Origin of the sequence: Methylobacterium sp. 4-46 (genome assembly GCF_000019365.1) — a bacterium.
In the GTDB taxonomy this organism is placed as follows: Bacteria; Pseudomonadota; Alphaproteobacteria; order Rhizobiales; family Beijerinckiaceae; genus Methylobacterium.
On the sequence record NC_010511.1, the window covers coordinates 1,596,342 to 1,611,890 of the forward strand.

10 protein-coding genes and 4 pseudogenes are annotated in these 15,549 nt (G+C 61.6%); 11 read left to right on the forward strand and 3 right to left on the reverse strand.

Annotated elements, in window-relative coordinates; all coding sequences use genetic code 11:
- Positions 1-2: 2 nt before the first annotated feature.
- Positions 3-283 (reverse strand): annotated as a pseudogene (locus M446_RS36860) (transposase); the annotation flags it as partial.
- A gap of 324 nt (positions 284-607) precedes the next feature.
- Between M446_RS36860 and M446_RS34890 the strand changes: the two are divergent.
- From M446_RS34890 to M446_RS06920, 8 genes and pseudogenes are all read left to right on the forward strand, one after another.
- A complete protein-coding gene (locus tag M446_RS34890) occupies positions 608-3,058 on the forward strand; it encodes a polysaccharide biosynthesis/export family protein (protein ID WP_012331381.1) in 2,451 nt (816 codons plus the stop codon).
- 20 nt (positions 3,059-3,078) lie between these two features.
- Positions 3,079-4,194, forward strand: coding sequence for a glycosyltransferase family 4 protein (locus M446_RS34895; protein WP_012331382.1), 1,116 nt, complete (start codon positions 3,079-3,081; stop codon positions 4,192-4,194).
- The gene (locus M446_RS34900; RefSeq protein WP_150108597.1) at positions 4,191-5,951 is read left to right on the forward strand and encodes a GumC family protein; all 1,761 of its coding nucleotides are present in this window, start codon (positions 4,191-4,193) and stop codon (positions 5,949-5,951) included. Before M446_RS34895 ends, M446_RS34900 begins: the two co-directional genes overlap by 4 nt.
- Positions 5,948-7,240 (forward strand): VpsF family polysaccharide biosynthesis protein, encoded by a 1,293-nt coding sequence (locus tag M446_RS36865; protein ID WP_012331384.1) that lies wholly within the window; start codon positions 5,948-5,950, stop codon positions 7,238-7,240. Before M446_RS34900 ends, M446_RS36865 begins: the two co-directional genes overlap by 4 nt.
- Positions 7,241-7,401: 161 nt before the next feature.
- Positions 7,402-9,036: a formyl transferase gene (locus M446_RS36870; RefSeq protein WP_150108598.1), complete on the forward strand. Its 1,635-nt coding sequence runs from the start codon at positions 7,402-7,404 to the stop codon at positions 9,034-9,036.
- Between the two features lie 155 nt (positions 9,037-9,191).
- Positions 9,192-10,355 (forward strand): ATP-grasp enzyme-like protein, encoded by a 1,164-nt coding sequence (locus M446_RS36875; protein WP_012331386.1) that lies wholly within the window; start codon positions 9,192-9,194, stop codon positions 10,353-10,355.
- 369 nt (positions 10,356-10,724) lie between these two features.
- Positions 10,725-11,060, forward strand: coding sequence for a hypothetical protein (locus M446_RS34905; RefSeq protein WP_265576555.1), 336 nt, complete (start codon positions 10,725-10,727; stop codon positions 11,058-11,060).
- A 349-nt stretch (positions 11,061-11,409) separates the two neighbouring features.
- A pseudogene (locus M446_RS06920) lies at positions 11,410-12,122 on the forward strand (IS256 family transposase); the annotation flags it as partial.
- A 73-nt stretch (positions 12,123-12,195) separates the two neighbouring features.
- On the opposite strand, the gene istB reads toward M446_RS06920, so the two are convergent.
- The gene (gene istB / locus M446_RS06925; protein ID WP_012290057.1) at positions 12,196-13,071 is read right to left on the reverse strand and encodes an IS21-like element ISMtsp8 family helper ATPase IstB; all 876 of its coding nucleotides are present in this window, start codon (positions 13,069-13,071) and stop codon (positions 12,196-12,198) included.
- Positions 13,068-14,351: an IS21-like element ISMtsp8 family transposase gene (gene istA / locus M446_RS06930; RefSeq protein ID WP_012290058.1), complete on the reverse strand. Its 1,284-nt coding sequence runs from the start codon at positions 14,349-14,351 to the stop codon at positions 13,068-13,070. Before istA ends, istB begins: the two co-directional genes overlap by 4 nt.
- A gap of 148 nt (positions 14,352-14,499) precedes the next feature.
- On the opposite strand from istA, the pseudogene M446_RS34910 reads away from it, so the two are divergent.
- From M446_RS34910 to M446_RS36880, 3 genes and pseudogenes are all read left to right on the forward strand, one after another.
- A pseudogene (locus tag M446_RS34910) lies at positions 14,500-14,721 on the forward strand (transposase); the annotation flags it as partial.
- Between the two features lie 76 nt (positions 14,722-14,797).
- Positions 14,798-15,310: an excisionase family DNA-binding protein gene (locus M446_RS06935; protein ID WP_043700930.1), complete on the forward strand. Its 513-nt coding sequence runs from the start codon at positions 14,798-14,800 to the stop codon at positions 15,308-15,310.
- A gap of 14 nt (positions 15,311-15,324) precedes the next feature.
- A pseudogene (locus tag M446_RS36880) lies at positions 15,325-15,507 on the forward strand (IS630 family transposase); the annotation flags it as partial.
- Between the last annotated feature and the right edge of the window lie 42 nt (positions 15,508-15,549).

Sequence of the window (15,549 nt, forward strand, 5' to 3'; positions counted from 1 at the left end):
ATAGACAAGAAGTTTCCCCGGGCGGCCTCCTGCAGGATCAGCTTGCCGAGTGTGAGGTCCGCGATCGCCTTGCGCAGCCGCTGGTTCTCGGTCTCCAGCTCCTTCATCCGGCGCACCTGGTCGGACTTGAGCCCACCGTACCCGCGGCCCCAACGATAGGAGGTGACCTCGGTCACGCCGATGGCGCGGCTCGCGTCCGCCACGCACTGCCCCCGCGAGACCAGCACGTCGACCTGCCGCAGATTGGCCATCCCTCTTCCGGCTTGCGCTTCTTCGCTCCCATTGCGTCCGTCCTCCGTCGGCTCAAAGCCACACTTCAGGGCGGACCACTCTCACACGGGCTGACCATACCGAGGCTCGACTGTATCTCCCCGTGCACCACGCACCTGCGTAATCATTCGCACCGAAAATTGGTAATCTCGCGAACATAAAACTCACTCCGGTTCAGGATAATCACGAGCGAAGCGGTTGTCGGAACATAGTCTTACAATTTCGCTTGCTCTCTGCCAGACCCGGTGATTAGTATATCCGATCTGAGTGCCTCCGCCCGAGTCAGCGGGACGGAAAAAGCGCACTCTCGCCCTGCACTGGCCCAGAGGGCTACAAGATGCCAGTCAGCTTTTTCAACCTTTTACCCGTTCAACATAAAGAGCCAGCTGCCTCGATACAAACCGCTGCCCATGGCCGGAACCGGCCGGCTTTACTCATACTTGGCACGCGCGGCATCCCGGCGGCGCATGGCGGGTTCGAGACTTTCGCCGAACGTCTCGCGCTCTATATGGCGGCGCGCGGCTGGGACGTTACGGTATTCTGCCAGCAAGACGTTGCTCCGAGCTCCGGTCTGCATGGTCAGATCGCTCACGACATTTGGCGCGGCGTGCGACGCTTGATCATATCAGTCGAACGAACTGGCCCAGCAGGTACGATTTATTTTGACTGGCGCTCCATGATTGAAGCGCGCCGGCTTCCAGGAATACCATTGGTTTTAGGGTACAATACCGCCTGCTTTCTCCCAATGCTGCGCGCTCAACGTCGTCCTGTCTTGGTCAACATGGATGGTATTGAGTGGAAACGCGAAAAATGGTCAAATTTAGCGAAATTATGGTTCATTATAAACGAGAGAATTGCCTGCCAACTTGGATCTCGATTGATTGCTGATCATCCACAAATCAAAGACCATCTTCTAGCACGAGCAGATGCAAACAAAATAACAATGATACCGTACGGAGCCGACGAAATCGTCAATGCTCCTCCTGAGCTCCTCTCTCCTTACAATCTCCAACCAGACAAATACCTGCTCCTGATCGCAAGAATTGAGCCCGAAAATTCGATTCTCGAGATTGTCCGCGCGTTTTCCCGGCGCCCTCGCCGAGTGCCACTGGTCTGCATCGGCAATATTGATCCAAGCCGCTCTCCATATCATCAGCTCATTTGCGCGGAAGCGTCGCCGCAAGTGCATTTCCCCGGCGCCGTATACGATAAGCCCACGGTTTCAGCTCTCCGGCGGCATGCGCTGGCTTACCTCCACGGGCACACCGTCGGCGGAACGAACCCATCGCTCGTTGAGGCTTTGGGTGCCGGGAGTGCGATCATCGCCAAGCGCAACATCTTTAACACTTGGACCGCCGGACCTGAGCAGTTCTACTTTTCTGACGAGGATCAGTGCGACGCCCAGATCGAACGGGCGTTCGACGACCAGACCGCACTCAAGAACGCCCGTCGGGCCGCGAAGCGGCGACATCGCGCTACGTTCCTCTGGGACGATGTGCTCGCCAAATACGAAGATCTCTGCCTGGACACGTGGCAGCACGTAATGCGTGCAGCCCTCGCGGTGCTCGCCCTGGCCACGAGCCCCTTCTGCCCGAACGCCCGAGCTGACTATCTGCTTGGGCCGGGCGATAAGCTGCAAATAACAGTATCACTGACGACCGCCTGGCGTACAACGGTCAACGCCGACGGGGCGATCGCGATGCCGCAGATCGGCACGGTTCCGCTTGCAGGCATATCCGTCCAAGCGGCCCAGGCTCGCCTCCGAGAAGAATACCGCGCGAAGCGAATTTTTCAAGATGCCGACGTTCAGGTGGAAGTCACGGAGTATCGTCCGTTTTACATCGACGGCGACGTTGCGAAACCCGGCTCCTATCCGTACCAGCCACGCATGACGGTCCGTCAGGCAATAGCCTCGGCGGGAGGACTCGACATGGTGCGGTTTCGCATCGGCGAGAACCCTTTCGTGAGGGCCGCCGACCTCCGCAGTGAATATGAATCGATCGCCATTGAACGCGCACGTCTACTTCTTCGAAAGAACCGCATCAACGCCGAACTTGAGGGCACACAAGAACTGCGAATTGATGATCTTGCAAACCCCGGTATTCCGCCTTCGCAAATCAGGCAGTTGGCGGCGCTGGAACTTGCGCAGCTGCGACACAACAAAATCGCCCAAGAAGCGGAGATTGCGGCGCTCACAAACGTCATAAATGAGTCGCAGGAGAACCTGAATTCGCTGAACGCGGAATTGTCCGTCGAAAGCCAAGCGACGCGAGACGAAGAGGCGGCAGTCGCCTCCACACGGTCGTACGTCACCCGGGGTACCTCCCCGGAAACACGACTCGCTGAGGTCCGCCGCGACTTGGCCAGCGCAAAAAGTCGCTATCACGCCACGCAAGCCCAGGTGTGGGCGGCAGCGCGGGCCCTCTCCGAGCATCGACGCCAGCTGGCGCGCGTCGTTGAGGTCCGCCGAGGCGCTCGGCTGGCAGAAGCACAAGAAACAGATATTGCTCTACAGAAGCTTGAGGCTCAGACCAAAGCTCTTGCCGAGAAATTCGCCGTTATCGGAGGAATTAGAGCAGCTCTTTACACAAGCGCCGGTAACGACCTCGAAGTGACTGTCTACCGTCAGAATGCCGCAGGCTCCGAACGCCTCACGGCATCGAGCGACTCGAAGATCGAGCCGGACGACGTGGTGTCCGTGAATGTGCGACCGGGTCGCCTTCTTGGTATGGCGGCGACTGCGGAACCTAGTCCGGTGATCACGTCGACCGCAACTAACCGCCGGTGAGCAAATCGGAGCGTCATGTCATGCGCATCCTCTGTGTTCATCAGGGTTTCGAGTTGTATGGATCCGATCGTTGCTTTCTAGATTCCGTGCGCGTGATACGGGCGTCATTTCCACATGCCCACGTCGCCGCCGTCATACCGCGCCCGGGTCCCATCACTGCGCCGCTATCAAGCCTCGTTGATCACGTGACGTTCGGAAAAATCTGGGTACTTCGCAAGCATGGACTTTGGAAATCTTTGCTGCACGGCCCAATTTCACTTCCAGTGGCCGTCGCACGGGCGGTTACGGCCTTTCGAAGCGCCGACCTCGTGTACATCAACACGGTGACCGTGTTAGATTATTTGCTGGCGGCGGCTTTTTTTCGCAGCAAAGCGCTCCTGCACATTCACGAAGCTCCGGGGGGATTGGCGGGGGTTGGATTCGGTGCCCTCGTGCGCAGCCTCAGGGCTGCAACGATTTTCAATTCGGAAGCGACGCGCTCCGCCTATCGTCCGTCACGAAAAGCACCGTCGTACGTCCTCTACAATGGCGTCGACGCGCCGGACGTCGCCGATCCTTGCCGCTACGACGGCTCGCGGCGATTGCGCATCTTGATGATCGGGCGAATCAGTCGCGGGAAGGCGCAGGATCTCCTTCTTGATGCATGTGAGCGGCTGCCTGCCTCCGTCATATCAAAGATCGAAGTGAAAATCGTCGGCAGCTCTTTCGGGAGACGACGACAGTTGGAACAGCTTCTCATCGCACGTGCGAGGAAGATTGTGCCTCCAGATGTTTTCTCGTTCGAGCCTTTCACCGCAGATCCGGCGAAGCTATACGAGTGGTGCGACCTCGTGATCGTTCCATCTCGGGTCCGCGAAGGCTTCGGACGCGTCGCAACCGAGGCAATGGCACACGGACGAGCGGTCATCGCGGCCAACCATGGCGGCCTCACCGAGATCGTCGAGCATGAAAAGACGGGTTGGCTATTCACGCCGAACGACCCAGCCGCCTTGGCTGAGGTTATCCAGGTCGCGGCAGCGTCGCCCGACCAGCTGCGGCAGTTCGGCCGGGCCGCGCGACGGCGTTTCGACACCCATTTCGCAGCTCCCCTCATCGATTCGCAGCTGCGTAAAATCCTACGCGAGCGGTGCCCGTGACGGTCGATCAAACCCGGAGCACGCGGATGTCGCTACAAGCCAGCCGCCTGACCACGCAGCTGCCGATATTGCGAGATCGCGGAGTTAATCTCCGCGAAATACTGAGCGTGTTGAAACGCCGTCGGGCTATTTTCCTGGTTGTTACCTCGATCGTTCTATTTTCCGTGATAGCCTACCTGTTCATCGCACGTCCTACGTTTACCGCAACAGCGCAGATCCTTCTCGACCAGCAGCAGAGAATCGCCGACGATGTTCCCAGGGAGCAGCTACCGTCAGAAACTGTAAGCGCGATCGTCGAGAGCCAAGTTCAGACAGTGGCGTCCCACGAAATTGTGAGGCGTCTTATCGCAAGCGAGCATCTAACCAGCGATCCGGAATTTGCTTCGCGGGGACTTGTATTGCAAATATTGCATTCCGCTTTGGGCATGATCGGCACAGCGGCGTACGAGGAAGGAGATCCAGAAGCGCGCGTACACCAAAATGTTCGCAACGCGATCTCAGCACGAAGGCTTGATAAAACTTTTGTTCTCGAGATCAGCTTTGAATCGCATGATCGGCAAAAATCTGCGCGGCTCGCGAACGCCACCGCGCGCGCCTTTATCGCCGACCAGGTTGAGGCGAAAGTGGCCGCGAATCGCCGTCTTGCGGCGTCGTATGAGGCGCGTCTACCGGAGTTGCGAGGGGAATTGCAACGAGCCGAACAGGCGATTGAGACTTACAAGTTTCAGCACAGTACGGTCGTTCCCTCCGGCGGCCCGGCCACGCTCGGCGGAAATGAGGCCCTTGTCGGGCTGAGGGAACTCGAGCGGGAAGCAGAGACGAGTCGCGCCCTGTATGTCTCGCAACTGGCACGTTCGAGGAAGGCGTTCGAACAAGCGAATTTCTACGTTGCTGACGCACGCTTCATTTCCCCCGCAATCCCGCCAGCGCGCCGCAGCTGGCCGCCGACGGGAGTGTTGCTCGTTGCTGGTCTCTTTGGTGGCATGAGCGTGGCCGCGGGCGTCGCGTTGCTGCGCGATCATTTGGACACTCGCCTCTTTACGAAGGAACAAACCGAGTCGGAAACGGAGTTTCCGGTCCTCGCCGACATACCAGAAGCTCGGCCAAATTCACCCGACATCGCGCGTTGCAATCAGGGTGCGTTCCTGCGTATCTTGGACTCTGTACGCGAGCATTCAGAGAGAAAAAGCACCAGAATTATACTTCTTACTTCGTCCGAACTGGGGGAGGGTAAAAGTACAATAGCTATAAACCTGGCGATGATTGCTGATAAACTCGGAGATAGCGTCCTGCTCGTTGACTCGCCGTTCGCCACGACGGCGACGTCGGTGGCGGGGGAGCACATCTGGTTCGTCGACTCGCCCTTCATCGTGCGAGCGGCGCTCTTGCCGTCGAGTGCCGGGATCAAGGCCACGAGTCAGAACGGAGAGGCGGCGCATCGTCAGGCGGCGCATCACCCACTCGTGCTACAAGGCGACTCCGCACGAAGAACCAGCCTACGAGACCAAATCGAATTTTTGCTGAATTCGTCGACGCGAAAATTCGATCTCATCATCTTGGAGCGAAGCGCGGCCAACGACGACTGCGTTCTCCGTGACATGAGCCACATCGCACACTCGATCATCATTGTGGCGAAAGCCGGTCGAACTCGGGTCGGCGACATTGCTTCGATCTCCGAAACACTTGGATTGGGACGCAAGCGAATCGCTGGTGTGGTACTTAACCGCACTCGGCGGAAGTCGAGGTTGCTGCCGTGACCTCAACACCCTCGCCCGCGGCGCTGATGAACCATCGCGCGCGGTCCGACCGCGCCTCGCTGGATCCAGGCGGGCCCCTCTTCCTCCTCACGGTCGGCGTACTTTTCGCCGTTCCAGGAGGACTCCTGTGGGAGCTTGGACTCAATTACGACGGCATCACCGGCTCGATAATGTCGAAAATTCATCCCTCGTCCTACTTGGCTGCCGTTAATGTCGTAATTGTCATGGCGCTGAAGCCGAGTTCAGCGTCACCGTGCCGCCGCCTGCTTGAGAAGTATGGAGGTTCCGTTCTGCTCTTTACTTTTACGATTGCAGCTTTAGGTTTTGCGGCGATCAGCAGGCGACCAGGCCTTGCGGGTTTGGTCGATACATTTTGCGTTCCCGCACTGCTCGCCATCACGGTGGAGGAGGTGTCGGAAGCAACACGCAGACGTGGAGAGTATCTTTTGCATTGCATTCTTACGTGCAACGCGATATTGACTATCTACGAGGCCGTAACAAATCACCACATTTTTCCCTATCGGTACGAGGGGCAGATCCCCGTCGAGCTGCGGCCGGCAGGACTACAGAATCACGCTTTGTCCAATGCGGTCGTTATAGGAACATACATCACGATACTCGCGTATGGAGCCCCGTTGCGCTTGCGGACCGGTGTGCGTGCGACGTTCATCGTACTTCAGCTGGCCGCTCTCATTTTGACCGGCGGCCGTGCAGCAACTGTGATCATTTCATGCTTCCTGCTCCTGCGCGGCTTGCAAGGGTGCGCGCGCGTTCTTGCCGGACGGCGTTTCTCGAGGGCTGAAGCAGCGCTCCATTTGACAGTTATTCCTCTTGTCCTGCTCTTGGTCGTCGTACTCGTACATCAAGGTGTATTCGGAATCTTGCTTGATAGATTTAATGAGGACAGCGGCAGTGCGATGACACGCGCGAAGATGTTCCGCATGTTCACATATATTCCCTTTGAACAGATCATGTTGGGACCCGATTTGCAAACCGTCGACTACGTTCGGCGCCGCGAGGGGCTTGAACTCGGGATTGAAAATCCTGTTGTCCGATTTATCTTGTACCAAGGAGCGGTTGTTACGATGATGATGATCGTCGGTGTCGCGTGTTTTCTGGTCCAGATTGCACGTTCAACTGGCCATATCCATGTGGCTCCGCTAATTTATTTCTTAGCGGTAATATCGACTTTCGAAAGTATCGGCACGAAAGGAAGCTTACTTGCTAAATACGCCGTAATGACCGCTGTTCTAACGAATTTGAGGCCTATTATGTACGGCCGCCGATGACCAGTCCGGCGTGCAGCGCGAAGCGACGCTTCACGGCGCAGATCAGAAAAGGGTACGATCATGTGCAACGAGGAAGACGCCTGCCGGATCACAGGCGCATCTCCCCGCCGCCCCGCGGTCGGAGCCCGCTGTGGTTGCCGTATTGCTGCGTGATCTCGTCGGTGGTGGAGGAGGTGAAGTTGCTCGTCGCCGTTCGAGTTCCCGAATCCTCAGACAGAAGCTGGCACTGCGATCTCCTCAAGAGGATAAACGCCGTTCCCATGGTCACGGCGCAGGTCATCTGGGGGGCGAGGCAGAAACCGCTTCCCTTCGCTCTCAGGTGTGTTTTCGATCCGAGCCGCGAAAGATCGACCTACGAAGCAGCCGCCTCGGAACGTTCAAGTATGGTCGAGCAAGCGAGTTCGTCCGAAGCGGATTCGCCCAAGCCCGACATTCTACTGGATCTATGTGGCGGCGTTGCGGAGGGCTATTGTCCGACATGGTCGCTGATGGCTGATGGCGAGGACGTTGAAAGCGGCGTACTGAGCTCCATAGTGCGGGGACGCGCACCAGTCATCTACATTTTCGACAGATCGGCCGGCGATGTGATTGCGTCGGCTCGGCCGCACACGGAAGCGAATGGTAAAATTTATCAGGTATTCGAAGAATACATGCAAGTTGCTCAGCGGCTGGTCTGTGGGGCGGTCGCGGGCTGTCGGACATCGGTCGGTGACCGGCCGCCGAGAGTGGCAGACGAGCTAGGCTTGGGAGATCTGGCCCGTTACGCGCGATCGCGCCTAACCCATGACGTCGTGAAGGGTGCCTACCGTACTCTCTGCTACGCACCACATTGGCGGGTTGGCTGGCGGATCGTGGACGGTGCGGACATCGTGGACCTTAAGGAAATGCCCTGTACTGCCTGGAACGAGTTACCGGACGATGGCTTTCACTTCTATGCGGATCCGTTTCCAATTGAGGTGAATGGCAGAATCGTGCTTTTCGTCGAGGATTTTGACCACCGGGTCGGCCGCGGAGTGATATCGGCTGTGGAGTTCAACTCTTCAGGTCCGGTGAGCAGACCGGTTCCGGTTTTGTCGTCCTCTGCTCATTTCTCATACCCGTTCGTCTTCCAGCACGATGGGGAGATCTGGATGGTTCCAGAGAGTGCGTCGGCGCGGCGAGTGGAGCTCTACAGGGCGAAGAGATTTCCTGATGTTTGGGAGCACGAGGCGGTGCTTCTGAACGATGTCGAGGCAAGCGATGCGACACTCATCCGGGTGGATGGGCGATGGTGGATGATGGCGACCGTACGCTTTGAGGGCGGCTCTTATTCGGACGCCCTATGCCTCTGGTCAGCAGAGAAAATCACGGGGCCTTGGATTGCGCATCGGAAGAACCCTGTACTGGTCGATGCGGCAGCTGCGCGACCGGCCGGCCGCGTAGTGTCGCGCGGGGGCAGCCTCATACGGCCGGTCCAAGATTGCCGCCTCGGATATGGAGCTGCACTCGCTCTGGCGAAGATCACGCGGCTCGACGAGGCGGCCTTCGAACAGTCGGTTGTCGCATCGATCAAGCCTGGCCCCTCCTGGCGAGGCACTCGGCTTCACACTCTTAACCGCGCTGGTAAGCTTGAGTTCATCGATGGATCGTCCAGATCGTACAAGGCCGGAGCGTATCTCAGACGTTGGACGGGGCGTCGACTGCGCGAGGGCTCGTCTGGGGAAGCGGAGTGTCAAAGCGTTCTTGCGGGAAGCAGGTGCGGCTGGCCGATGAGGTCGTCCGCCGCGGAAGCGCCTGCTGGCTGGTGTAGCAGATGAGTGAGCGCACTCGCGGCAGTGATCCCGTGCACGACGCTGAGTTCCGTCAAAGAACTTCGGCCCGCACGAGACTGTCATCGCGCGCGGGACGCGCAGCATCGCTTCGGCGGAACGTGAGATATGCGATCGCGGCGTCATAGAATTCGGGTGCTACGATGTTCGTCGGTTCGGCTCTCGTTGTACTTGGTCAGCTTAATGGGCTCGGCGTTGTCCGCAGTCTGGGTGAAGCTGGGGTCAAGAGCTGCGTTGTCGATCGCAGCCGAATGGCGCCTGCACTTTGGTCGCGTCATGCACTGCCTATTGTGAGCGGCAACATGTCGGGCGAAGGTTTTGTCGAGACCCTTCTTGGCCTCGGGAAAAGCTTCAGCGAGCCGCCAGTGCTTTTTAACACGGACGAGATGTCTGTTCTGCCGATCTCGCGCAGCCGCGACAGGCTTGCCAGCGCATTCAAGTTCCGGTTACCTGATCACGAGATCCTATGCACGCTCCAGGATAAGGCGCGCTTCCACGAATTCGCGGTGTCGCAACGGCTTCCTGTCCCTGGCACGGCACTGATTCGACGCGAGGCCGAGATCCGAGAACTGGGACGCCTCCGCTATCCGGTTGTCGTCAAGGCTGCAAACAAAGGCGCAGTCCATGCAGGCAAAATGCCCGGCCTGATTGGCTGCGCCTGCGAAGCAGAAGCTGCGTCCGTATGCGGCAGATATTTGGAAGACTCGGAGGGCTTGGTAGTTCAGGAATGGATCGATGGCGCGGTAGACGAGATATTCTTTTGCCTTTTTTATTGCGGTAGCCCTGGCGATGCGACTGCTATGTTTACGGGGCGGAAACTCGCCAGTACTCCCCGTTTCGGGTTGACGGCGTATTGCCAAGCGGCTCCAGAAGCGGCTGGGCTCTTGGAGCCATTAACGCGAAATTTCATCGAATGCGCGAAGTATGTGGGGTTAGGTAGCGTTGAGTACAAATGGGACAGGTCAAGGAGCAAATTTCTCATCGTTGAGCCGACTGTCGGTCGTACCGACATGCAGGAAGAAATCGCGACGCTAAGTGGCGTTAACATTCCTCTGATCGCATATAGGTATGAGCGTGGGGAAGCTGCACACGTTCGCGGAGCAGTTAGTTCGGGCGTTGTCTGGAGGTCGTCATGGTTGGAGCCGCTTAGAGGAGTAAAAGCCAAAATACCCCATCAGGCGGTGGTGTATGACGGGTTTTGGCGTCGTGACGATCCGCTCCCTGGTTTCGCGAGATACGGATTTAATCTATGCAGCAGCTTGCTTAAAAAAGCTCGGAACGTTCGCATGCTCACGAGAAATAGCTGAGCTTGTGTTGATTGGATCCGATGGTTTGATAAGCTTGCGCGCTGTTGACCTGAGGGCCTCGGCCTTGGCTCAAGCAGTCTGCCCGTCAAGCTTGTTCACGGTCGAATTGCATCGGTCTGGTTAGAGGCTGCAGTCGGCCGAATATCGTCTCGCCATCGGGATGTGTGCGGGCGAACCGACGGCTGAGGTTGGGTCGGGAGAAGTGAAAGGGAGCCACTTCGCCTGAACCTTGGCGGTCCAGCTTGTCAGCGCGGAGGCACCTGCTAGGTTTTGTCCTCCGGCCGGCTGCAGCACGTCAGCTCGCACCTCTCCGAAGGAATTCAAAGCGAACGGCAGGTTGATCATCGCGTTGACCGTGGAGCACACACCATGGCTCACGACTCCGATGCCACCGGCAGACTTCGGCTCAATCGATTGCGGACCCGTGCACGACGGATCGGGATCAGCATTTCAAAGGGCCGCGGCCTCAAGCGAGACGCCTTCATGCTTTACTACACCGACTTGGACCTGCCTCTGTGCGGATGGGATGAGCACGGCCTGACGCTCAATCAAGCCGAGCACATCATCGCGATTGCCGAGCAGGCCAGAGGCACCGGATCTGCGCGCAACCTCGCGCGCAAGGAGCTGGCTGCGGTTCCCCTCGGAGCTTCAGTTGGTCCAGGCAATCTGGAGTCCTCGGTCGAGCGGGGCACGGCGTCGGTCTGACCAGGGGCTCGACGAGGCGGCCGCACATGCACCGCGGCAGGACCGCCGCGGCGGAGCTCCGCGCCCTCACGTCGGTGGAGTGTCGGTAGCCGGGAACACGCGGGGGGCTGCGCATGGACCGCGCGACTGATCCTCCCTCGGTTTGACGGCTCTCCCGCGCATTGCGTGGAACGGCCGCCGTGACGTGGGTGGCCCTGGCTGATTCGCGGACGGGATGGTCCTCCGCTCATCCCTGCCGGGCTGCGCCATCGAGAGCGTCACTCGGAGCGCCGATCAACTCGTCATCCTCGCCCATGTGCGCCGCGCTCATGCTCGATGCCCGGCCGGCGGCACGCCCAGTTCCGCCGTTCTGCGAGCGAAGATCCGCGACGAGGGCTTCGTGCGCAACAAGGCGGTCCACCTCGCACTCGGGGTGCGGGCCGACGGAGGCAGGGAGATCCTCGGGCCGTGGATCGAGACCAACGAGGGCGTCAAGTACTGGCCGCGCGTGATGACGGAGCTGCGCAACCGCGGGGTCGAGGACATCCCGCCGGCGGTGGTCGATGGCCTGAAGGGCTTCCTGAAGGCGGTCCTCTCGGCCTTTCCGGACGCCGCAGTTCAGACCTGCATCGTGCATCTGCTGCGCCACACTCCGGACTTCACCTCCTACAAGGACCGCGAGTCCGTCGCGGCGGCGCTCCAAGGCGGTCTGCCAGGCCAGCGATGCCACAGCCGCGGGGAGGGCGCCGACGGCGTGCGGGGAGAGCGACCGGGGCCGCAAGTACGGCGCCATCGGTCAGAGCTGGCGGCGGGTGTGGGGCGAGGTCATCCCGTTCTATGCCTTCCCGGCCGAGGGGCGCCGAATGGTCTACACGCCGAACGCCATCGAGGCTTTGAACGCCAAGCTGCGCCGGGCGGTGCGGGCCAGAGGTCGTTTTCCCTCGGACGAGGCCGCGCTGAAGCTGCTGTTCCCGGTCTTGAACCGCTCCGAAGGAGTGGAGGATGGTGCCGCGCGAGTGGGCCATGGCCGAGGCGGGGCTCGCTATTCTGGTCGGCGAGCGCTTCACACGGGCCATGGCCTGAGCAGGTGTCAACGGGCTTCGAACCTTCCGCAATTTCGGGCGCGCAATTTTCCTCAGATCGGCGGGCTCGGCGGTCAGGCGATGCCGAGGTGAGCACCTCCATTCTTGGGCGGGCGTCCGCGCCGACGCGGAGGCGGGGCGAGCGGCGGAGCCTGCAGGGCTGCCTTCGAGCGGATGTGCTCGGGCATGAGCGCGGTGTGCTGGCGCAGCCGGTAGCTTGAGCCCTCGATCTGCACCACCACGGCGTGGTGAAGCAACCGGTCCAGCAGCGCGGTCGCCACCACCGGATCGCCGAACACCTCCCCCCACTCTGCAAAGCCGCGGTTCGAGGTCAGGACCATCGCGCCCCGCTCGTAGCGCGCGTTGACGAGCTGGAAGAACAGGTTGCCCCCGCCCGGCACCACCGGCAGGTAGCCGATCTCGTCCACGATCAGCAGCGCCGGCCGGCAGAAGTAGCGGATCTTCTCGCGCAACGTTCCTTCCCGCTCGGCCCGCGCCAGCGTTCCCACAAGGTCGGCCAGGGTGGTGAAGTACACGCTGCGGCCCGCCTTCACCGCCTCGACCCCGAGGGCCACCGCCAAGTGGCTCTTGCCGGTGCCGGGCGGGCCGAGGAAGTGCAGCACCTCGCAGCGGTCCACGAAGCCCAGCTCGGCCAGGGCCAGGATGCGGGTGCGGTCGAGCGAGGGCTGGAAGGCGAAGTCGAAGCCCGACAGCGTCTTGACCGTCGAGAGCCGCGCCATCACCAGCGCGGTCTTCACCCGCCGGCTCTCGCGTAGGCTCAGCTCCTCGCTCAGCAGGGCATCGACCGCCTCCAGCGCGCTGAGTTCGCCGCGCTCCAGCCGCCGCACGGTGGTGTCGACGATCTCCAGGGCGCGCGGCATCTTCAGCCCTACCAGCGTGGCCTTGATCCGCTCGACCAGTGGGGGGATCAGCTCGCCAGTTCCGCTCATGCCGCGTCTCCCCGGTCGGTCCTGGGCACGCCGGCTCCCGCGAGTTGGCGGGCTACGGCGTCGTAGATGGCCAGCGGGCGACGCGCGACCTGGTCGCCGGCGCGCCTGACGACCACCGGCTCGGCAGGGTCTCGTGGCTCGGGCGGGGGAGATCGCGGCCGCCGATGGGCTGGATCGACCTGCGTCAGCCCACGCCCTTCCAGGGGCAGGTGGCAGGCAACGAGCTCACCCGCCTCGTAGATGCGGATCTGATCGGCCAGCACGTGCACCTCCAGGGCGCGGCGGCGGGTGGTGTCGGGCACGCTGTAGAGATTGCCCGCCACCGAGACGAAGCCCTCGTGGGTGACGCGCCGCTCCAGGCTGAGCACGGCTTCGTAGGGCACGGGCGGCAGCGCCCGCAGCTGGCTGCGCTCCTCCGCGAAGGCGTCGGCGACGATCCGCTTGGTCGTGGCGTGCCGGCGGGCGTTGGCCACGGTGTCGAGCCAGTGCCGCAGCTGGTCGTTCAGGTCGTCGAGGTTGCGGAACGAGCGGGCGAGGAAGAAGTCCTCGCGCAGGTAGCGGAACGGGCGCTCGACCTTGCCCTTGGTCTTGGCCCGGTAGGGACGGCAGGCGCGCGGCAGGAACCCGTAGTGGCGCGCGAGATCGAGAAGGCTGCGGTTATAGATGACCAAGCCGTCGGGATCCTCGCCGATCACGGCGGTCTTCATGCGGTCGTAGAGGATCTCGCGCGGGGCGCCTCCAAGGGCCTGGAAGGCGGCGATGTGGCAGCGCAGGACCGTCTGCAGATCCTGGTGGACGACGAAGCGGGCCCAGAGATAGCGCGAGTGGCCCAGCACCATCGCGAACAGCCAGACGATGCGGGTCACGCCCGGCTCGTCGGCGAAGACGACCTCGAAGCGGGCGAGGTCGACCTGGGCCTGCTCGCCCGGCGGGGTCTCGAAGCGGCGCTCGATAGGCAGAGGAGCTGAGGGGCGAAGCAGGGCCACGGCTCGCTTCACGGCGGTGTAGGCCCCTGCGAAGCCGCGCTCCTTCAACTCGCGCCAGAGACGGACGGCCGTAAGCTGCGGGTAGGCGGCCAGGCGCTCGCGCAGGTAGGGCAGGAAGGCGTCGGTGGCCCGCGCGCGGGGGGATCGCGGTCCGTAGACGGGCGGCTCGAGGCCGCGGGCGATGTACTTGGCGACGGTCTTGCGGTCGAGGCCGAGCTGGCGGGCGATGGCGGTGACCGAGAGGCCCTGCCGGTGGAGGTCCAGGATCGTCATGAGTTCCCCGAGGCTGACCACCGCGCCGCTCCCTCCCGCCACGGGGACCAGCTTCGGTGAGACGGCCGCCGCGCGGGCATCCCGCCTCAAACAGGAGGCTCAGGGGCGGCCGGGAGGGTGGGGAAAATTGCAGGCCCACAAGTGAGGAGGATCCAACGCCCGCTCACACGAATACGCTCGGCGGGCCGGCGTCGAAGGCACGATTGCCCAGGGTGTGCGGTCATCTCGGCTCCGACGGACGCCGTACTTTGGGCACGCGAAGACGCACCTTGCCCACCTGATGACGGCAGCCGCGATGAACTTGGCACGCCTGCTGCGGTGGCTGGCGGACGAACCAAAGGCGCGAACACGGCACTCAGCCTTTGCGCGGCTGCATCAACTCGCGGCCTGACTGAGCTGAGCCGAATTCGCCACCAATATCAGAGTGACGAAGAACCAGGATCCAACGCCCGCTCACAGCCGCGCGCGTGGACGGCAGCAGCGAGCACGTCGAGATCGTGTGCGACTGGGCCGGTGGCGCGCAGACCCGCCACGCGCTGGTCCGGCCCGTCCGGCGGTTCGAGCAGCTGCGCGGGTGCGAGCAGGTGCTGGCCACGATCCGCGACCTGCGTGGGCAGGGCTGCTCGGCCGCGGCCATCGCCGAGCGGCTGAACGCCACCGGCTGGCGGCCGCCCAGGCGGGAGGCGTTCGACGCGTCCATGATCCAGCGCCTGGTGTTCCGCCACGGGCTGGGCAGCGGGCGGCCGATCTGGAGCGGCAACGTCCCGCGCGAGCCCGGCGCCGAATGGACGCTGCACGAGGCGGCCAAACGGCTCGGCGTGCACCGACACACCGCCTACCGCTGGCTGCAAGAGGGGCGACTGCGGGGGCGTATGGCGGCCCGCGGGACGCAGCGCATCTGGCTCGTGCAGATGAGCGGCGACGAGCTGGACCACGTTAGAGCGGCGGCGCTGTCGCCAGGCAACAGGAACCGGACATAGAGAGGCAGCATGGAAACGCAGTGGAGCAGGTGTTCGCGAAGCTCAAGGCGCTGTTGCGCAGTGCGGCCGCCCGCACGATCCCGGATCTCTGGGCGGCAATCCGGCAGGCCTTCACCTGCTTTACTCCGCAGGAATGCCGCAACTACCTCTACCTCACCTCTGCCGGATACGAAAACGACTTAGCCGTCGCGATCTGACCGGGAATAGCTCTAAATATCTCGACCCAGATGGACCAGAGC

Bases quoted from the DNA above. Each gene is read 5' to 3' on its own strand.
- M446_RS34890 (WP_012331381.1), top strand. From the start codon at position 608: ATGCCAGTCAGCTTTTTCAACCTTTTACCCGTTCAACATAAAGAGCCA.
- M446_RS34895 (WP_012331382.1), top strand. From the start codon at position 3,079: ATGCGCATCCTCTGTGTTCATCAGGGTTTCGAGTTGTATGGATCCGAT.
- M446_RS36875 (WP_012331386.1), top strand. From the start codon at position 9,192: ATGTTCGTCGGTTCGGCTCTCGTTGTACTTGGTCAGCTTAATGGGCTC.
- M446_RS34905 (WP_265576555.1), top strand. From the start codon at position 10,725: ATGGCTCACGACTCCGATGCCACCGGCAGACTTCGGCTCAATCGATTG.
- istB (WP_012290057.1), bottom strand. From the start codon at position 13,071: ATGAGCGGAACTGGCGAGCTGATCCCCCCACTGGTCGAGCGGATCAAG.